This is a genomic window from Rhodoferax sp. LS1P39, from assembly GCF_056521425.1.
In genome coordinates this window covers 1-19,441 of the sequence record NZ_JBWMAV010000018.1, presented here as the reverse complement: position 1 = coordinate 19,441, position 19,441 = coordinate 1, and the positions used below count along the sequence as shown (strand labels likewise).

Annotated in this window: 17 protein-coding genes and 1 other RNA gene; 15 read left to right on the top strand and 3 right to left on the bottom strand. The window is 64.7% G+C overall.

Features of this window, described 5'->3' with window-relative positions:
* Positions 1 to 44: 44 nt before the first annotated feature.
* An RNA gene (rnpB, locus tag AC097O_RS21770) (RNase P RNA component class A) lies at positions 45 to 479 on the bottom strand.
* A gap of 84 nt (positions 480 to 563) precedes the next feature.
* Here rnpB and AC097O_RS21765 point away from each other — a divergent pair.
* The 4 genes from AC097O_RS21765 to cysK are packed head-to-tail and all read left to right on the top strand — an operon-like array spanning position 564 to position 4,234.
* Positions 564 to 965 (top strand): GntR family transcriptional regulator, encoded by a 402-nt coding sequence (locus tag AC097O_RS21765; protein ID WP_479595071.1) that lies wholly within the window; start codon positions 564 to 566, stop codon positions 963 to 965.
* A complete protein-coding gene (locus tag AC097O_RS21760; RefSeq protein ID WP_479595070.1) occupies positions 962 to 1,843 on the top strand; it encodes an ABC transporter ATP-binding protein in 882 nt (293 codons plus the stop codon). Before AC097O_RS21765 ends, AC097O_RS21760 begins: the two co-directional genes overlap by 4 nt.
* Positions 1,840 to 3,291 carry a hypothetical protein gene (locus AC097O_RS21755; RefSeq protein ID WP_479595069.1) on the top strand — a complete coding sequence of 484 codons (1,452 nt, stop codon included), beginning with the start codon at positions 1,840 to 1,842 and terminating at the stop codon, positions 3,289 to 3,291. The genes AC097O_RS21760 and AC097O_RS21755 overlap by 4 nt, the downstream gene beginning before the upstream one ends.
* A 25-nt stretch (positions 3,292 to 3,316) precedes the next feature.
* On the top strand, positions 3,317 to 4,234 hold the full coding sequence (cysK, locus tag AC097O_RS21750) for a cysteine synthase A (RefSeq protein ID WP_479595068.1): 918 nt from the start codon (positions 3,317 to 3,319) through the stop codon (positions 4,232 to 4,234).
* Here cysK and AC097O_RS21745 read toward each other — a convergent pair.
* Positions 4,231 to 5,295 carry a chorismate transformation FkbO/Hyg5 family protein gene (locus AC097O_RS21745; RefSeq protein ID WP_479595067.1) on the bottom strand — a complete coding sequence of 355 codons (1,065 nt, stop codon included), beginning with the start codon at positions 5,293 to 5,295 and terminating at the stop codon, positions 4,231 to 4,233. The two genes, cysK and AC097O_RS21745, sit on opposite strands and share 4 nt — an antisense overlap.
* A gap of 54 nt (positions 5,296 to 5,349) precedes the next feature.
* Complete coding sequence (locus AC097O_RS21740) at positions 5,350 to 6,687, bottom strand: S41 family peptidase (protein ID WP_479595066.1); 1,338 nt, start codon at positions 6,685 to 6,687, stop codon at positions 5,350 to 5,352.
* Between the two features lie 338 nt (positions 6,688 to 7,025).
* Between AC097O_RS21740 and AC097O_RS21735 the strand changes: the two genes are divergently transcribed.
* From AC097O_RS21735 to hutI, 11 genes are all read left to right on the top strand, one after another.
* Positions 7,026 to 8,654 (top strand): NAD(P)/FAD-dependent oxidoreductase, encoded by a 1,629-nt coding sequence (locus AC097O_RS21735; RefSeq protein ID WP_479595065.1) that lies wholly within the window; start codon positions 7,026 to 7,028, stop codon positions 8,652 to 8,654.
* 40 nt (positions 8,655 to 8,694) lie between these two features.
* Positions 8,695 to 9,654: a DNA cytosine methyltransferase gene (locus AC097O_RS21730; protein ID WP_479595064.1), complete on the top strand. Its 960-nt coding sequence runs from the start codon at positions 8,695 to 8,697 to the stop codon at positions 9,652 to 9,654.
* A 2-nt stretch (positions 9,655 to 9,656) separates the two neighbouring features.
* Complete coding sequence (locus AC097O_RS21725) at positions 9,657 to 10,247, top strand: HNH endonuclease (RefSeq protein ID WP_479595063.1); 591 nt, start codon at positions 9,657 to 9,659, stop codon at positions 10,245 to 10,247.
* Positions 10,248 to 10,432: 185 nt separating this feature from the next.
* Positions 10,433 to 11,389: an ABC transporter substrate-binding protein gene (locus tag AC097O_RS21720; RefSeq protein ID WP_479595062.1), complete on the top strand. Its 957-nt coding sequence runs from the start codon at positions 10,433 to 10,435 to the stop codon at positions 11,387 to 11,389.
* On the top strand, positions 11,370 to 12,173 hold the full coding sequence (locus tag AC097O_RS21715; protein ID WP_479595061.1) for an ABC transporter permease: 804 nt from the start codon (positions 11,370 to 11,372) through the stop codon (positions 12,171 to 12,173). Before AC097O_RS21720 ends, AC097O_RS21715 begins: the two co-directional genes overlap by 20 nt.
* Positions 12,170 to 12,955 (top strand): ABC transporter ATP-binding protein, encoded by a 786-nt coding sequence (locus AC097O_RS21710; RefSeq protein WP_479595060.1) that lies wholly within the window; start codon positions 12,170 to 12,172, stop codon positions 12,953 to 12,955. Before AC097O_RS21715 ends, AC097O_RS21710 begins: the two co-directional genes overlap by 4 nt.
* A 30-nt stretch (positions 12,956 to 12,985) precedes the next feature.
* Entirely contained in the window at positions 12,986 to 13,753 is a 768-nt protein-coding gene (hutC, locus tag AC097O_RS21705; protein ID WP_479595059.1) for a histidine utilization repressor, read from the top strand.
* 110 nt (positions 13,754 to 13,863) lie between these two features.
* Complete coding sequence (gene hutU, locus AC097O_RS21700) at positions 13,864 to 15,564, top strand: urocanate hydratase (protein WP_479595058.1); 1,701 nt, start codon at positions 13,864 to 13,866, stop codon at positions 15,562 to 15,564.
* A 195-nt stretch (positions 15,565 to 15,759) separates the two neighbouring features.
* Complete coding sequence (gene hutH, locus AC097O_RS21695; RefSeq protein WP_479595126.1) at positions 15,760 to 17,238, top strand: histidine ammonia-lyase; 1,479 nt, start codon at positions 15,760 to 15,762, stop codon at positions 17,236 to 17,238.
* Positions 17,235 to 17,795 carry a HutD/Ves family protein gene (locus AC097O_RS21690; RefSeq protein WP_479595057.1) on the top strand — a complete coding sequence of 187 codons (561 nt, stop codon included), beginning with the start codon at positions 17,235 to 17,237 and terminating at the stop codon, positions 17,793 to 17,795. The genes hutH and AC097O_RS21690 overlap by 4 nt, the downstream gene beginning before the upstream one ends.
* 47 nt (positions 17,796 to 17,842) lie before the next feature.
* A complete protein-coding gene (gene hutI, locus AC097O_RS21685; RefSeq protein WP_479595056.1) occupies positions 17,843 to 19,069 on the top strand; it encodes an imidazolonepropionase in 1,227 nt (408 codons plus the stop codon).
* The last annotated feature ends 372 nt before the right edge of the window (positions 19,070 to 19,441 follow it).

Below are 19,441 nucleotides of genomic sequence, written 5' to 3'. Positions count from 1 at the left end.
TTGATATTTCAGTTTAAGAAAGTCGCAAAACCGCCGCCATAAAAGTGTGAAGCCCACCGATAAGCCGGATTCTGTGCGCACAGGTTGCCCTGTGTGTGACCGCCATTAATCTGGGCCGGGGATCGCTCGCCCGGCTCGGTGCTACCTACCCGCCAACTCAGGGGGCCCCGTCAACGTTGGCCTATTTGGTATTGCTGCGCGTAGAGATTGCCCGTTTCACCCGAATCGGGCTCTGCCCGATTCGGGTGCTGTGCTTTTCCGGCTTACGCCGGAAGTGTCTGGCTTGCGCCATCCACGTACCCGCTTGCGCGGGCACCGCACAGACCACCCTCGGGGGTTGTCCAATTCGACTCGTCTCTGTTGCTCTAATCCTCACCTCACGGTGGACAGCCATTAGCTGCTACGCTGCCCTATGCAGTCCGGACGTTCCTCCAGTGCCTGGTTTCCCAGATTGCACCAGCGGCGGTCTGGCGGGCTTCACACTCCCATTATCGCCCAGGCAGTGAACGGTACTTGCAGCCTGGGTCTATGTGTACTACTATAGTGGTACACATAGACAGCCAATGAACGATCCTGCCAGCTTTATCCGTATCAACACCGGCTCTACCGAGCCGATATACCGCCAGCTCATCGAACAGGTGCGCAGGCGTATAGCCAGCGGCCAACTCAGTGCAGGGCAAGAAATCCCGTCGGTACGAGAGCTGGCACTGGCGCTGACCGTACACCCCATGACCGTCTCCAAAGCCTATAGCCTGATGGAGGCTGAAGGCTTGCTGGAGCGCCGCCGGGGTTTATCGATGGTGGTGGCGGCAGTACACGAGGCCGCACAGCCAACCGCATCACGGGTAGAGCTGCTGCGCCCCACACTTGAAAAGGCCGCTGCCGAGGCCCGCCAACTGAAGTTGCCCCACGCCCAGACACTGCAACTGTTCCAGCACATCCTCCACGAAAGTGACACCCCATGAGCGCCACTGCACACACCACCATCGCCCAATTACAGGGTATCCATTTGGCTTATGGCGCAAACGCCGTGCTGCAAGGCCTGGACTGGCAACTGCTGCCAGGCCAGGTAGTGGGTCTGCTGGGACGCAACGGTGCGGGCAAGAGCAGCCTGCTGGAGACATTGCTGGGTTTGCGCACGCCGCAAGCGGGCCAAGCGCACATTTTTGGACAGCCGGTTGCTGCGCTAGGCGATGCAGAGCGGGCACGCATCGGCTACGTGCCGCAGCAGTCGGAGCTATTTGAATGGCTGACACCGGCTCAGATGCTGGCCTACTTTCGCAGCTTTTACCCTCGCTGGAACGCAGCCAAGGTAGATGGCCTGCTGTCGCGCTGGGCGATCGACTGCGACAAACCCATTGCCCAACTCTCGGGCGGACAAAAGCAGCGTCTGTCGATCATCCGGGCGCTCGCCCACGAGCCCGACCTGCTGGTGCTGGACGAACCGGTGGCAAGCCTGGACCCCGTAGGCCGCCGCGACTTTTTGCAAGAGCTGGTGGACCAGGTGCTGGACCGGGGCACCACAGTGGTGTTTTCCACCCACATCCTGTCGGACCTGGAACGCGTGGCCTTTGGCGTGGCATTCCTCCACCGTGGGCAGATCACGCTGCAAGCGCCCCTGGACGACCTGCTGGAGAGTTGCCGCAGCCTGACCGGCCCCAGTGCTGCAGTGCAGGCGTGCATCCGACAAGCCCAGCTCAGCGTGCTGCACCGCCAACCCTTGCGGAATGGAGCCGAACGCTGCCTGGTACGGCTATTGACTCCGCAACGGCCAGACCCGCACCCGGCACTGGACTGGCAGCCGGTCAACCTGGAAGAGTTGTTTGTGGAGCTGACCCAATGAACACCTACGTCCACATTGTGCTGAGCCCCTGGCGAAAACGGAACAGCACACATGCGCGCTGGGTGATGGGGCTGATCGCCCTGCTGTGGCTGCTGGTCGGCCTGGGCGAAGCATGGTGGGCCGGAACGCGTGCCGCATGGACGGTCGCCCGCATCGGTGCAGATATGCTCGTACTGGCCATCTGGGCTGAGCAGTTCGGTGGCCTGATGGCGCAAAACACGCCCCTCGCAGCCCGTCTGGTGCCAGGGCAATTACGGGCCTTGCGCACCACCGCTGTAGTGTTGTGGCTCTGCGCCACGGGGATGCTTGGACTGGTGTTACAGCAAGGGCCTGCCTGGACAGGGGGCGCAGCGCTGGCGTTGCTGCTCATCGCTTGCACGTTTCGCTGGCCCCTCGCTATGTTCTGGCTCACCTTCACTGCCTCCATAGTATGGCTCTGGGACTCCGAGGGCCCGTGGTGGTGGTGGCTCAACCTGCGCTTGCGCACCCAGCCTGAAGCCACGCACATCGCAGCCATGATGGGTGCCGGACTATTGGCGGCGGGCCTGCTGTGCAGCCTGCTCCAAAACGGCGGTAACCGCCATGTGCAGCACCACATCCAACGGGCACGCTGGCGCGATGATTGGCGCTTTGGCAGCATGGGCATCGCCAATCCCAGCCCGAGCCCATGGGGGCGGTGGTCCAGCCACTGGCTGGACGCTCCTTACCACGCCTGGCTGCGGTACCTCACCGCAACCGCTGCGCCCACCGAGCGCAGCGTGTTGGCGCGGCTCGAAATGGCCATTGCACCGGGTTCGCACTGGACCTCCATTTTCAAAAACCTGGGCATCAGCCTGTGCCTCTTCGCGGCTTTATATGCCGCAATGCACTATGTATCAGGAATAGACATCGCCACCATCCGCACCCGGTATGGCACCTCCCTCGCCCTCGGCCTCTTGGGCATCGCTATTTCCACTATCACGCTGGTGCCCAGCCACTACTACCGCAGCCAGCGCGAACAAGCCCTGTTGGCCTTACTGCCCGGTGTGCCGCAGGGCAGCCGTTTTAACCATGCCCTGGCACGCCGGAAAATACTGAGCTTTGCGGCACTCTGGCTGCTGCTGAGTGGCTTGACGTGGGCCGCTGTTACCGGTGGCGATCCAGACAGCGCGCTTTTCCGACCTCTCTTCGGTTTTTGCATCGGCAGCCTGCCTGCGTGCCTACTGGTGCTGCGCGACTGGTCACGGCTTTCACAGCCAAACACGTGGGCCTATGTGTTACCCGCCCTTGTGTCGCCATTGCTGGGTTTCGTCTTGTTCGGCACCATCGATCGCCTGCACTGGTTGCCGTGGCTTTTGCTGGCCGCCATGCTGGGCCTATGCGGGGGTTTCACCGCGTGGCGCTGGCAACGCCTGGGGCAATATCCCCACGCCTTGCCCATGGGCCGCATGCCGCACAATGCCCCATAACTATTTCCCATCCCAAAGGAGACCCATGAAAACCGAAAACATCCTGCAAACCATCGGCAACACCCCGCACGTGCGCATCAACCGGCTGTTTGGGCCGGGGGCCAATGTGTGGATCAAGTCCGAGCGCAGCAACCCGGGCGGCTCCATCAAGGACCGGATTGCGTTGGCCATGATCGAGGACGCAGAAAAATCCGGCGTGCTGCAGCCCGGCGGCACCATCATCGAGCCCACCTCGGGCAATACCGGCGTGGGCCTGGCGGTGGTGGCGGCGGTCAAGGGCTACAAGCTGGTGCTGGTGATGCCCGACAGCATGTCCATCGAGCGCCGCCGCCTGATGCTGGCCTATGGTGCGACCTTCGACCTGACCCCGCGCGAAAAGGGCATGAAGGGCGCCATCGCCCGCGCGCAGGAGCTGGTGGCGGCCACGCCCGGTAGCTGGATGCCGCAGCAGTTCGAAAACCCGGCCAATATCGCGGTGCACGCCCGCACCACGGCGCAGGAAATTCTGGCCGACTTCCCCGACGGGCTGGACGCACTGATCACTGGCGTGGGCACCGGCGGCCACATCACCGGCTGCGCCCAGGTGCTGAAGGCGGCCTGGCCCAACTTGAAGGTGTTTGCGGTGGAACCCGCGGCCTCGCCAGTGATTTCGGGCGGCGCCCCGGCTCCGCACCCGATCCAGGGCATTGGCGCGGGCTTTATCCCCAAGAACCTGGACGTATCGCTGCTGGACGGCGTGATCCAGGTAGATGCCGAACCAGCCCGCGAAATGGCCCGCCGCAGCGCCCGCGAAGAAGGCATGCTGGTAGGCATCTCCAGCGGTGCCACGCTGGTGGCGATTGCGCAGAAGCTGCCCGAGCTGCCCGCAGGCGCGCGGGTGCTGGGCTTCAACTACGACACCGGTGAGCGCTATCTGTCGGTGGACGGGTTTTTGCCCGCTTAATTCGCCCGTTCACTCGGCAGGCAGCCGGTCGCGTCGATCTCCATCAGCAGCTCGGCGCGGCACACGTCGGCTTGCAGGTAGATGCGCACGGCAGCCGGTGGCAACTGCGCGTCCACCACCGCCTGCACGGCGGCCAGATCGGCGACATGGCGCACATACACCTTGTAGTGCAGATCGGCCAGGGTCCAGGCCTGCCTGCCTTCGGCCCCATTGGCCTGGTCGATCAGGGCCTGGATGTTGCGCAGCGTTTCATGGCTTTGCGCCGCCACATCGCCCACATGCAGGCTTTGGTGGCCCACGATGCTGGCCGTGCCGCTGATGAACAGCCAGCGCTGGCCCGGCAACCGGGCCAGCGCTGCGCGTGAAAACGAAGGCGTGCGTGGCCCATACTGGCCGGGGTAGTAGTAGGCGCTCACCTGGCGCGGGTTTTCGATGGCCAGCGGTGCGACTTTGGCGGCCAAAAAATACACCTGCAGCCCGCCGCTGTGCGTACCCAACGCACAGGCTGCCGGGGCATTGGCCAGAAAGGGCTGGCCCTTGGCCCGGAACGCGTCTTGCCGACCAATGTTGAACTGCAGGTAACGCTCCATGCCGCCGGTCTCGGCGTTGATATCAGACAGGTAGTTCCACACCCGCAGCAGGTGCGGGTAGCCCAGCGATTCCAGCGCCGCAAACACCGCCAGGTACACCTGCTCGGACACCTGTTGCAACAGAGGCGGGGTTTGCGGGGCCTGGCCATCGTCGGTCTGCGGGACGCAGATCGCGCCAAACAGCACGCCATCGGTCAGCGCGTAATGCAGCAGGCCCTGGGTGCCGGTGCGCACCGGCTGGTCGGTGTGCCACAGCTCCAGGACATCGCCGCTGCTGCCGCTGTCGCCCAGCGGCGGGGCGGCCATCTGCAACGCGGGGGTGTGGGCCACCGCCGGGGCTGGTTTGCCACTGCCAAACACCATGGCGGCCAGGTTGGCCCCGGGCGGGGCCGCAGCGCGGGGCACAAACTGCATGCGCAGCGGGCCCGATCCGGCAGTCAGCGCCATCGTGGGCGGATGTGTCTTCGTCATGGTGAAAGTAAAACGGCAATGCGAAAAGCCGTATTTTCACGCAAGCCTGCCCCGTCAATCCACGCGCATCTGCGGCGGGCTGATATCGCCAAAGCCCCGCGAGGGCGTGCCCGCCAGGCTCTTGGCAACGCTGGCCCGCGGCGGGCAACTGCCGCTCTGGATAAAGCCCAGGGCGGCAGCGGTACGCGACTCGGCCGGGTCGCCCAGTGGGTGGTCCAGGTCGTCGGCCACAGCGCAGGTGGGCGCGAACCCGGCGCTGAAGTCCGAGAAATTGTTGGCGTTGGCCACCACGATATTCACCGCGTTGTAGGTGGTGCCGCAGGCATCTTCGGGCAGGAACGCGTAGGGTTTGCCGTAGGTGGTGTCGCCGATGGTGACCACCGTTTTATAGGGCCGCAGGGCGTTGATCACCAGTTCGCTGGCCGACGCGGTGTTGGGCGAGGTGATGACGATCACCCGCGCCAGGTTGTCCAGCGGCGCAGTCGGCAGGCCCGCGCTGGTGCCCACAAAGTTCTGGCTGAAGTTGCTGGCGGTGTTTTTGGCGTTGAACTGGAACTGGGCAAACACCTTGCCGATCTGTGCCGACCCTGCGATCAGGCCCGCCAGGTAGCGCGCCTGCTGGGTGCTGCCACCGCCGTTGTAGCGCAGGTCGAGCACCAGCTCGGTGATGCCTGCGGCCCGGAAGCGGTCAAACGCCGCGCCCATGGCGGTGGCCCCGGAAGCAATGAACTCCTGGTACATCAAATACCCGGTTGGGGCACCGTTGGGGGCGGTGAGTACCGCCACGGTGTTGACGGGGGTGAGCGCATAGGTGGCCGACTGCACGGTGAAGCTGCGCTGGGTGCCCGCGGCGTTGCGCACCACGAATGTGCGTGCCACGCCAGTAGTGTCTACGGCGGTCAGCCCGCCGTTGGCGATGTCGGCCGAGCTTTGTCCGTTGATGCTAACGATGCGGTCGCCGCGCTGCAAACCCGCCTGGCCCACCGGGCTCAGCGGCTCCACCAGCCGGACCGCCAAGGTGGTGCGGGCGGCATCCAGCCAGTCCAGCGCATAGCCATAGCCGGTGCGGGTGCCGTCCACGTAAAACTGGTTGGCGCTGGCCGTGGTCTGGCTGTAGCTGTAGCGGTCGGTGGGCTGGTACAGCAGCGAATCGAAGTACGCGTCCATGCTGGTGGCCGCCGCGTTGGGCACGCCCTGCTTGTCGTACCAGAAATACGCGTCGGTCATGTAGTCGCGCAGCCAGGCCCGCTGGCCCGCCACCTCGCAACTGGCCGGGTTGCCGGGGTAGCCCGACGCGACCGGGGCCACACTGGTGCCGCCACCGCCTCCGCCGCCTCCACAACCCGCCAACACCACCAGACCCACCACGCCCGCACAAGCCAAACTACGCATAGACCCTGCCTTAAAAATAAATGGAAACCGCAGTGTCGTATACATCCACCTCTAAAAATTCAGTGTGTCGATGATGTAACGCAAACACAGAATGACCGGGTTTCCATACAATTTTGTATTTTTAGGCTATTTTTCAGATCCTGAAAATGGCCTCTGTGCTGATAGATAGAGCACAGGCAGCTATCAATTTTTTACCCAAATACCATAGCAATTCGGATCCAAGTGAGTGACAAGGCCCGACCGCATTCATCCCCCATTTGGAGGATATTTGCCGACCCAGCGCCGCATCCTAAAATCCTCTCCCCTGCTTGATAACTACAAGCCACCCGGCTACCCCCATGATCCGCATCTCCGAACTCAAACTCCCGCTCGGCCACGCCGAAGAGGCGCTGCCCGCCCTGGTCGCCCATACCCTGGGCCTGGCCCCCGCGCAGATTGCGCACTTCAGCATCTTCAAACGCAGCTTCGATGCCCGCAAGGCGGAGCTGCTGACGGTCTACATCGTGGATGTGGCACTGCACAGTGCCGCCCAAGAGGCCGAGCTGCTGCGCCAACACCCCGACAACCCGCACCTGCGCCCCAGCCCCGATATGGCTTACGTCCCCGTGGGCACAGCCCCCGCTGGTCTCGCCATCCGCCCGGTGGTGGTGGGCTTCGGCCCCTGCGGCATCTTCGCGGCGCTGGTGCTGGCGCAAATGGGCTTCAAACCCATCGTGCTGGAGCGCGGCACCACGGTGCGCCAGCGCACGCAAGACACCTGGGGCCTGTGGCGCAAAAACGTGCTCAAGCCCGAGAGCAATGTGCAGTTTGGCGAAGGCGGCGCAGGCACCTTCTCCGACGGCAAGCTGTACAGCCAGATCAAGGATCCGCGTTTTCTGGGCCGCAAGGTGATGCACGAGTTTGTGAAAGCCGGTGCGCCCGAAGAAATCCTGGTGGCTGCGCACCCGCACATCGGCACCTTCAAGCTGGTCAAGGTGGTGGAGCATCTGCGCGAGCAAATCATCGCGCTGGGCGGCGAAGTGCGGTTTGAGCAGCGCGTGACCGACGTGGACATTGTGGACGGCAAGATGCGCGGCCTGACCGTGCTGAACCAGGCCACCGGCGAAACCACTGAGCTGCGCGCCGACCACGTGGTGCTGGCCCTGGGCCACAGCTCCCGCGATACCTTCGCCATGCTGCATGCGCGCGGCGTGTACGTGGAGGCCAAGCCGTTTTCCATCGGTTTCCGCATCGAACACCCGCAAAGCCTGATCGACCGCGCCCGCTGGGGCCGCCACGCAGGCCACCCGCTGCTGGGCGCAGCGGACTACAAGCTGGTGCACCACGCCAGCAATGGCCGCGCCGTCTACAGCTTTTGCATGTGCCCCGGCGGCACCGTGGTGGCCGCCACCAGCGAGCCGGGCCGCGTGGTCACCAACGGCATGAGCCAGTACTCGCGCAACGAGCGCAACGCCAACGCGGGCATTGTGGTGGGCATCACCCCCGAAGACTTCCCCGGCACCCACGCGCTGGCCGGCATTGACCTGCAGCGCAAGCTCGAATCGCACGCCTACGTGCTGGGCGGCAGCAGCTTTGAGGCCCCCGGCCAGTTGGTGGGCGACTTCATCGCCGGGCGCGCCTCCACCCAGCTCGGCAGCGTGGAGCCGTCGTACAAACCCGGCGTAAAACTGGGCGACCTGCACGGCGCCCTGCCCGGCTACGCCATCGAGGCCATCCGCGAGGCCCTGCCCGCCTTTGGCCGCAAGATCAAAGGTTTTGACCTGCACGATGCCGTACTCACCGGCGTGGAAACCCGCACCTCCTCGCCCATCAAGATGACCCGCGGCGAAGACTTCCAAAGCCTGACGGTGCGCGGCCTGTACCCGGCGGGCGAAGGTGCCAGCTACGCGGGCGGCATTTTGTCGGCGGGGGTCGATGGCATCAAGGTGGCCGAGGCGGTGGCGCGGAGTTTGTTGGGAACAGCATAAAACTGTACACTTAAACAGTGGTTTTAAACAAGGAAACGCGGTGTCGCTCAATTCAATCGAAATCTGTGCCGGTGCAGGCGGCCAAGCACTAGGGCTGGAGCAAGCCGGCTTCGACCACGTCAGCCTGGTGGAGATGGAGCCCCCGGCCTGCCAAACCCTGCGCTTCAACCGTCCGCAATGGAATGTGGTCGAAGGCGATGTGCACCACTACAGCGCGGACGCCTGGCGCGGCGTTGCGCTGCTGGCTGGTGGGGTGCCATGCCCACCGTTTTCCAAGGCCGGCAAGCAGCTGGGCGTAGACGACGAGCGCGATCTGTTCCCGCAAGCCATCCGGCTGGTGTCCGAGTGTCGGCCCGAGGCCGTCATGCTGGAAAACGTGCGCGGCCTGCTCGACCCGGTGTTTGCCACCTACCGCGAAAAAATCATCCAGGATTTGCACAAGCTGGGCTACTGCGCCGAATGGCGACTGCTCAACGCCAGTGATTTTGGTGTGCCGCAACTGCGCCCCCGGGTGGTTCTGGTGGGGCTCAAAAAAGAAGCGTCTGCCCATTTCCAGTGGCCCGAGGCGCTGCCTGAGCGCCCCCCTACCGTGGGCGAAGCCCTGCGCGACCTGATGCAGGCCGACGGCTGGCTGGGCGCCGAGCAATGGCAAGCCCAAGCCAACGGCATCGGCCCCACCCTGGTGGGTGGCAGCAAAAAACACGGCGGCCCCGACCTGGGCCCCACACGCTCCAAAAAAGCCTGGGGCCTGCTGGGTGTGGACGGTATGGGCATCGCCAACGCACCGCCCGCCCCCGACTTTGTGGGCATGCCCCGCTTGACGGTACGCATGGCAGCACGCATCCAGGGGTTTCCCGACCACTGGGAATTCAGCGGCAAAAAAACCGCCGCCTACCGGCAAATCGGCAATGCCTTTCCACCCCCAGTGGCCTGCGCCGTAGGCGAGCAGATCCGGCTGGCCCTGAATGCCGCCGCCAAACCCAAACTCAAACGCGCTTGAACATGGCCACCCAAAACATTCCCCGGGGCGGTGCCCGTGGCAAATTGCGCGCCCACTTCTTAAACAACCTGGGCCGCGTCATGGACAGCGACGAGCTGCGGACGGTGGCCGACAACCAATCGGAATGGGCCCGCCGGGTGCGCGAGCTGCGCACCGAAGAGGGTTATTTGATCCTCACACACAACGACCGCAGCAACCTGAAACCCGGCCAGTATCTGCTGGAATCGGCCAAGCCCCAGCCTGCCTTCGCCCGCGCCATCTCCAAGGAAACCCGCGCCTTTGTGCTGGATCGCAATGGGTTCACCTGCCAGATGTGCGGTGCCGTGGCGGGCGAAACCCACCCCTACGACACCACCCGCAAGACGCGCCTGCACCTGGGCCACACTATCGATAAAAGCATGGGTGGCACCGACGACCCGTCCAACCTGCGCGCCATCTGCTCGGTGTGCAACGAGGGCGCGTCCAACGCCACACTGACACGGCCCGATTTGCAAAAGCTGCTGGTCCAAGTCCGGCGCGCCACGGCATCCGACCAACGCGAAGTGCTGAAGTGGTTGATGGCCAAATTTCCTCCGTCCGCAAGTACCGTCTGAAATCACAAAGAGATCAGCCCCTACCGCCCATTCCATGGACATAAGCAGCTCCTAAAAATAGAGCAAACACCATCTACCGCCTGGCCCCGATGTTGCTAGTGGTAAACCTGTCTACACAGGCTGCGCGGGCCGACCAAGAATCGGGCCTCGCAGGGAGTGTTTCTTCTACCCCACAGGAGCTTTGCATGTTGATTTTTGCCAAAAAATGGATGTTGGTGTGTGCCCTGGGCGCGGGCCTGGCTACCGCTGCGCAGGCGCAAGACACCAAGCTGGTGCTGGGCATGTCGGGCTGGACCGGGTTTGCACCGCTGTCGCTGGCCGACAAGGCAGGCATTTTCAAGAAGCGCGGGCTGGATGTGGAGATCAAGTTCATCCCGCAAAAAGACCGGCACCTGGCGCTGGCCTCCGGGGCCATCCAGTGCGCGGCCACCACGGTGGAAACCCATGTGGCCTGGAACGCCAACGGCGTGCCCATCGTGCAGATCTTCCAGCTCGACAAGTCGTATGGGGCCGACGGCATCGCGGTACGCAACGACATCAAAAGCTTTGCCGACCTCAAGGGCAAGACCATCAGCGTGGACGCACCCGGCACCGCGCCCTACTTTGGCCTGGCCTGGATGCTGGCCAAGAACGGCATGACGTTGAAAGACGTGAAAACCACCACCATGTCGCCGCAGGCCGCCGCCCAGGCCTTTGTGGCTGGGCAGAACGATGCGGCCATGAGCTACGAGCCGTATTTGTCTTCGGTGCGCGACAACCCGGCGGCAGGCAAGATTTTGGCCACCACGCTGGACTACCCGATGGTGATGGACACCATGGGCTGCGCACCCACCTGGCTCAAGGCCAACCCGGCCGCGGCCCAGGCCCTGACCGATGCCTACTTTGACGCGCTGGCCATGATCAAGGCCGACCCGGCCAAATCCAACGAGCTGATGGGCTCGGCGGTGAAGCAAACCGGCGAGCAGTTCGCCAAATCGGCCGCGTTTTTGCGCTGGCAAGACAAGGCCGCGAACCAGAAGTTTTTTGCCGGGGAAATCACCGCCTTCATGCAAGAGGCCGAAAAAATCCTGCTCGCCTCCGGCGTAATCCGCAAAGCCCCCGACAACCTGGCTGCCACGTTCGATGCCAGCTTCATCAAGTAAAAACAGGAGGATGGCCCCGCTGGAACCCGTCAGCGCCCGCGCGCGCTGGCAACTGGGGCTGGCGTTTTTTGTGCTGTTTGCGGCCACCTGGGCGGGCTTTACGCTGGGCGGCTATGTGTCGCCCACGTTTTTGGCCAGCCCGGTAACCATGGTGCGCGAGGGCTGGCTGCTGTTTACCGAGTACAACTTTGCCTTCGACATCGGCATGACGGTGTGGCGGGTGCTGGGCGGCTTTGCGCTGGCCGCCGTGCTGGCCGTGCCGCTGGGCATTGCCATGGGCACGTACAAGGGTGTGGAGGCGTTTTTTGAACCTTTTGTGTCGTTCTGCCGCTACCTGCCCGCATCGGCCTTCATCCCGCTGCTGATCCTGTGGGCGGGCATTGGCGAGGCGCAAAAGCTGCTGGTGATCTTCATCGGCTCCTTCTTCCAGCTGGTGCTGATGGTGGCCGTGACCGTGGGCGGGGCCCGGCGCGACCTGGTGGAAGCCGCCTACACCCTGGGCGCGGGCCACCGCGGCATCATCACCCGCGTCTTGATACCGGGTGCCGCCCCCGGCATTGCCGAGACGCTGCGGCTGGTGCTGGGCTGGGCCTGGACCTATGTGATCGTGGCCGAGCTGATCGGATCCAGCAGCGGCATCGGCCACATGATCACCGACAGCCAGGCGCTGCTCAACACCGGGCAAATCATCTTCGGCATCATCGTGATCGGGCTGATTGGCCTGGTGTCGGACTTCGCATTCAAGTCGCTGAACCGCCGCCTGTTTGCCTGGAGCGTGCTTTGAACCAGCTTTCCATCCAGGGCGTGTCCCGCGTGTTCGAGTCCCCGAACGGCCAGCGCACCCAGGCCTTGCAGCCCATTGACTTTGCGGTGCAAACCAACGATTTCGTCACCATCCTCGGCCCCTCGGGCTGCGGCAAGTCCACCCTGCTGCGTATCGTGGCGGGGCTGGAGCGGCCTAGCACCGGCCAGGTGCTGCTGGACGGCGCGCCGGTGGTCGGCCCCGGGGCCGACCGGGGCATGGTGTTCCAGAGCTACACCCTCTTCCCCTGGCTCACGGTGGCGCAAAACATCCGCTTTGGCCTGCGCGAACGCGGCCTGCCCGAGGCGCAGCAAAAGGAACGTAGCGATTTTTTCATCGCCAAGGTGGGCCTGCGCGGGTTTGAAAACCACTTTCCCAAACAGCTCTCGGGCGGCATGCAGCAGCGCACCGCGATTGCCCGCGCCCTGGCTAACGACCCGAAGATCCTGCTGCTCGACGAGCCCTTTGGCGCACTCGACAACCAGACCCGGGTGCTGATGCAGGAGCTGCTGTTGGGCATTTGGGAAGGCATGGAAGGGGAGCGCAAGACCGTGCTGTTCGTCACCCACGACATCGATGAAGCCATTTTCATGGCCAACCGGGTAGCGGTGTTCAGCGCCCGGCCAGGCCGCATCAAATCCGACATCGCGGTGGACCTGCCACACCCGCGCCACTACACGCTGAAAACCACGCCTGCGTTCATGCAGCTCAAGGCCCGGCTCACCGAAGAGATCCGCGCCGAATCCATGGCAGCGGACCACTGAAGCAACGCCCTGCCCTGTTATCGTAGTCCCATGCCCGCAAAACGCACCGCTTCTTCCCCCTCCGCCGCTTCCACGCCGCCCATGGTGCGCTACCAGCACATCAAAGACTTTGTGGCGGGCAAGATCCAGGACGGCACCTGGTCCCCCGGCGACCGCCTGCCGTCCGAAAACGACCTGGTGCTGCAGTTCGGCATGTCGCGCATGACCGTGAACCGCGCGCTGCGCGAGCTGCAGGAGCAGGGCCGCATCCGCCGCGTGGCCGGGGTGGGCAGCTTTGTGGCCGACGACAAACCCCAGGCCAACCTGCTGCAGATCGCCCGCCTGGCCGACGACATCCGCCGCCGCGGCCACGACTACCAGTGCCTCATGGTCACCATCGAGCGCATCTCGGCCACCCTGGAGGTAGCCTCTGCACTGGGCCTGCACACCGGTGAATCGGTGTTCCACACGGTGTGCGTGCACCTGGAAGACGGCGTGGCCATGCAGCTCGAAGACCGCTTCGTCAACCCGCGCATGGCCCCCGAGTTTGGCAACCAGGACTTCAGCCAGGAGCAACCGTCGGACTACCTGGTGCGCACCGTGTTGTTCGACCAGATGGAGCACGTGGTGGACGCCGTGCTGCCCAGCGCCGACCAGGCCGCCCTGCTGCAAATGGATGCCCACCAGCCCTGCCTGCTGCTGACCCGCCGCACCTGGATGCGCGATGTCCCCATCACCCTGGTGCGCTGCCTGCACCCCGGCGCACGCTACCGCCTGGGCAGCCGTTTCCGCACCGATGGGAATGCCGTGACCAGCTGAAAAGGAGATTTCTCCTTTTTTTGCGCAAGCTGTATATACAGGATTAGACAAGTTATTTAAAATTGCCGCACCACCGCCCTAGTGCCCCTTTTTAATTAGGAATTGCCGCCATGACCACCTCCCTGCAAGACCCCCGCTTCGATGCCAGCCGCGTCATCCGCGCCCCCCGTGGCAGCACGCTGACCTGCAAAAACTGGATTGCCGAGGCGGCCTACCGCATGCTGCAAAACAACCTTGATGCCGAGGTGGCCGAGGACCCGAAAAACCTGGTGGTCTACGGCGGCATTGGCCGCGCCGCCCGCAACTGGGCCTGCTTTGACCAGATCCTGGCCTCGCTCAAAGAGCTGAACGAAGATGAGACCCTGCTGATCCAGTCCGGCAAACCGGTCGGCGTGTTCAAAACCCAAGCCAACGCCCCGCGCGTGCTGATCGCCAACTCCAACCTGGTGCCCCAGTGGGCCAACTGGGAGCATTTCCACGAACTGGACCGCAAAGGCCTGTTCATGTATGGCCAGATGACGGCAGGCAGCTGGATCTACATCGGCAGCCAGGGCATCGTGCAAGGCACCTTCGAGACCTTTGTCGAAGCCGGTAAACAGCACTACAACAACGACTGGGCCGGTAAGTGGATCTTGACCGCAGGCCTAGGCGGCATGGGCGGCGCGCAACCGCTGGCCGCCACGCTGGCCGGAGCCGTGTCGCTGAACATCGAGTGCCAGCAAAGCAGCATCGACTTCCGCCTGCGCACCCGCTACGTGGACAAGCAGGTCCGCGACATCGACCATGCACTGGAGCTCATCGCGCAGCACTGCGCCGCCAAGGAAGCCGTGTCCATCGCCTTGCTGGGCAACGCCGCCGAGGTGCTGCCGGAGCTGGTGCGCCGCGCCAAGGCAGGCAGCATCCGCCCCGATTTGGTGACCGACCAAACCTCGGCCCACGACCTGGTCAACGGCTACCTGCCCGCAGGCTGGAGCGTGGCCGACTGGAAGGCCGCGCAAAAAGACCCGGCCCAGCACGCCGCGCTGACCGCCGCCGCCGCCCAAGGCTGCGCCGTGCACGTGCAGGCCATGCTGGACTTCCAGGCCATGGGCATCCCCACGGTGGACTACGGCAACAACATCCGCCAGGTGGCCTTTGACACGGGTGTCAAAAACGCCTTCGACTTCCCCGGCTTTGTGCCCGCCTACATCCGCCCCATGTTCTGCGAGGGCAAGGGACCGTTCCGCTGGGTGGCCTTGTCGGGCGACCCGGAAGACATCTTCAAGACCGATGCCAAGATCAAGGAACTCTTCCCCGACAACCACCACACCCACCGCTGGCTGGACATGGCCCGCGAACGCATCGCCTTCCAGGGCCTGCCCGCGCGCATCTGCTGGCTGGGCCTGGGTGAGCGCCACATCGCAGGGCTGGCCTTCAACGAAATGGTGAGAAACGGCGAACTTAAAGCCCCCATCGTGATTGGCCGCGACCACCTGGACACCGGCTCGGTAGCCAGCCCGAACCGCGAAACCGAATCGATGATGGACGGCACCGATGCCGTCAGCGACTGGCCGCTGCTCAATGCCCTGCTCAACACTGCAGGCGGTGCCAGCTGGGTCAGCCTGCACCACGGCGGCGGGGTGGGCATGGGCTACTCGCAGCACTCGGGCATGGTCATCGTGGCCGACGGCACGGATGCCGCCGCCGAGCGCCTGGCCCGCGTGCTGGTCAACGACAGCGGCAGCGGCGTGATGCGCCACGCCGACGCGGGCTACGAGATTGCGATTGCCACGGCCAAGAAGCAGGGTTTGAACCTGCCGATGGTGAAATAAGCGTTTGCTATTCTTTAGGTAGCTGCTCTCGCCCATTCCATAAGCGCTGGCGGCACTTTTTATTTAAATTCAATGCCACATACCTGCCCCCACCCCAACCCTCCCCCGGAAGGGGAGGGAGCAAAACCGGGCACCGCATCACCCCCTCCCCCCACGGGGGAGGGCCGGGGTGGGGGCGGGCAGCCACCCGCCACCATAGTTCTAGGCGAAGCCCCCCTCACCCACCGCGACCTGGTCGCCGTGGCCCGCGATGGCGTGCGGCTGGAGATTTCCAAAGCCGCCTGGGCCCGCATCGCCAACGCCCAGGCCATCGTGCGGCGCATCGTGGCCAGCGGCGAGCGGGCCTACGGCATCAGCACCGGGCTGGGGGCCTTGAGCCAGGTGCTGTTGCACGGCGAGCAACTGGCCCAGCTATCCCGCAACACGCTGCTCAGCCACGCCTGCGGGGTCGGCCCGCTGTTGAGCGAAGCGCAAACCCGCGCCATCCTGGTGGCGGCGCTGGCCAACTTCTGCCAGGGCTATTCGGGCCTGCAGCCCAAGGTGGTGGAAGGCTTGCAGGCGCTATTGAATCTACACATCACCCCCTGCGTACCCTCGCAGGGTTCGGTGGGCTACCTCACCCACATGGCCCACATCAGCGTGGCGCTGCTGGGCGTGGGCGATGTGCGCTGGCAGGGCCGCACCCTGCCCGCATCGGAAGCATTGGCCGCCAACGGCCTGCAGCCCCTGGTGCTGGGCGCGAAGGACGGCCTGTGCCTGGTCAACGGCACGCCCTGCATGACCGGCCTGGCCGCACTGGCCTTGGCCGACATGGAGCGCCTGGCCGACTGGGCCGACGTGACCGGGGCGATGAGTTTTGAAGCCCTGAAGGGGCAAATTGCCGCATTCGATGCCGACATCCTGGCGCTCAAACCCCACCCCGGCATGCAGCAGGTAGGCCAGCGTTTGCGCAGCCTGCTGGCGGGCAGCGAGGTGATCGCCAACAGCCTCTGTATCCGCACGCAAGACGCTTTGAGCCTGCGCTCCATGCCGCAGATCCACGGGGCCTGCCGCGACCAGATCGCCCACGCCGCGCGGCAGATCGAAACCGAGTTGAACTCCGCCACCGACAACCCGCTGCTGCTGGGCACGCCCGAGGCTTACCGCGTGATGTCGCAAGCCAACCCCCACGGCGAGTCGGTGGCCATGGCCTGCGACCTGCTGCGCATCGCCGCGGCCGAACTGGGCGGCGTGGCCGAGCGGCGGCTGGACCGGCTGGTGAACCCTGTTCTCAGTGGCCTGCCCGCGTTTCTGGTGGCCGAGCCGGGCGTGAACTCGGGCCTGATGATTGCGCAGTACACCGCCGCCTCGCTGGTCGGTGAAAACCGCCGCCTCGCCCAGCCGGTGGTGGTGGACAACTTCGTCACCTCCGGCGGGCAGGAAGACCACCTCAGCCTGGGCACCACCGCCGCGCTGGACCTGCAAAAGTCGCTAGAGAACCTCACGCAGATTCTGGCCATCGAGTACCTGCTGGCCGCCCAGGCGCTGGAGTTTTTGAAAGACCAACGTTTCGGAGAAGGTACGGGCCGCGCCTGGCAACTGCTACGCCAGCACGTGCCGTCTTTCGATGCCGACCGTTTCTTGGCCCCCGATATTGCGCAAGCCGCCCACCTGCTGCGCACCCCTTTCGCATGATCCACCGCTTCGACACCGCCGCCCTGCCTGCCACGCCGTGGAAGAACGGCGGCGGCACCACGCGCGAGATCGTCTGCCAGCCGCCCGGCGCGGGCATGGATAGCTTCGACTGGCGCGTGAGCATCGCCACCATCGCCGCCGCCGGTCCGTTCTCGGCCTTTCCCGGAGTGGACCGCGTGATCATGCTGCTGGACGGCGCGGGTGTGCGGTTGTTCGGCGGCGGCATAGACCACCGGCTGGACACGCCCGGCGTGCCGTTCGTTTTCCCGGGCGACGTGGCGCTAGGCTGCGAACTGCTGGGCGGCGCATCGACCGACTTCAATGTGATGGTGCGGCGCGGGCGGGTGCGGGCCGAGGTGCGGGTGCTGACTGCGATGGAAGACATTTCCGCCGACTGCGGCCTGCTGCTGGCGGTGCGCGGTGCGTGGTTGCTGGATGATTTCCAATGCGCGTCCGGCCATGGCCTGTGGTGGGATGCACCTGCGCGGTTGAAGGCCACACCGCAGACAGACGGTGCCATGCTGGTTGCGGTAAATTTAAGTCCAATAGGCCGCTAGCGCTTATTCCACTAGCACAAGCAGCTCATTATTTGATAGCACACACCATGCAACACCTCCCTTCTGCCGACGGCATCTGGCACAACCTGCGGCTGGCCGACGGCGGCACGGCCAACGCGCTGGCGGTGCAGCACGGCCAGATCGTGTGGATGGGCGACATCGCGGCCCTGCCCACCAGCCTGCAAGCCCTGCCCCGCATGGATGCCCGCAACGCGCTGGCCACGCCGGGCCTGGTCGATTGCCACACCCACCTGGTCTACGGCGGCCAGCGGGCGAATGAATTTGCCATGCGGCTGGCGGGCGCAAGTTATGAAGAAGTGGCGAAAGCCGGTGGCGGCATCGTCTCCAGCGTATTGGCGACCCGCGCCGCCAGCGAAGACGACTTGTACGCCCAGTCGGCCCCCCGCCTGCAGCAGTTGCTGAATGAGGGCGTGTGCGCCATCGAGATCAAATCCGGCTACGGTCTGGCGCTGGAACACGAGCGCAAACAGTTGCGCGTGGCCCGCCGCCTGGGCGAGGACTTTGGCGTGGCGGTGCGCACCACCTTCCTCGGCGCGCACGCCTTGCCGCCCGAGTACGCGGGGCGCAGCCAGGACTACATCCACCTCGTTTGCAACGAGATGCTGCCCGCGCTGGCCGCCGAGAGGCTGGTGGACGCGGTGGACGTGTTCTGCGAGCGCATCGGCTTCTCGCTGGCCGAGACCGAGCAGGTGTTCCTGGCCGCGCAGCGCTTGGGCCTGCCGGTGAAGCTGCATGCAGAGCAGCTTTCGGACATGGGCGGTTCGGCCCTGGCGGCACGGTACGGCGCTTTATCCAACGACCACATCGAGCACCTGTCTGCCGCCGGTATCGAGGCCATGCGCGTATCCGGCACGGTGGCGGTGCTGCTGCCCGGCGCGTACTACACGCTGCGCGACACGCACCTGCCCCCCATTGCCGCCCTGCGCGCCGCCGGGGTCCCCATGGCCGTGTCCACCGACCACAACCCCGGCACCTCCCCCACCCTGAGCCTGCTGCTGATGGCCAACATGGCCTGCACCCTGTTCCGCCTGACCGTGCCCGAGGCGTTTGCCGGCATCACCACCCACGCGGCCCGTGCGCTGGGCCTGCAAGACACGCACGGCGTGCTGGCGGTGGGGCGGCCTGCCAACATCGTCCTGTGGAATCTGCACGACCCCGCCGAGCTGGTCTACTGGCTGGCCCACCAAACGCCCCGCACCGTGATCCGGCAAGGGCGTGTGGCGGTGGACACCCTGGGGCTGCTGCAGCCATGACAGAAATAATAGGGGTCAGAACCCTATTAGCGGCGTTAGCCAATAAGGGTCAGATCCCAATTGCGCGCCGGGGTTTTGCGGGTCGGGAGCAGTGCTTCACGCATTTGGGCTCTGACCCTTATTGGCGGGTTGGCGTTAACGGAGATCCCTGGCCGGGATGTGCCCCCGGCAGGGCAGTAACTTTCTTTTGCGTGGCCAAAAGAAAGTCACCAAAGAAAAGGCCCCCCCCACTACCTGCGCCCTCCGCTTGCGCTACGGGAACCTGCGGTGCTCGCTTTGGGCGGGGTCTGGCTAAACTCGCTGCGCTCAAACAGACGCCAGCCCTGATCCGCCCAAAGCTGCGCTCCTCGGCGCTGGCAGAGGGGGACCCCG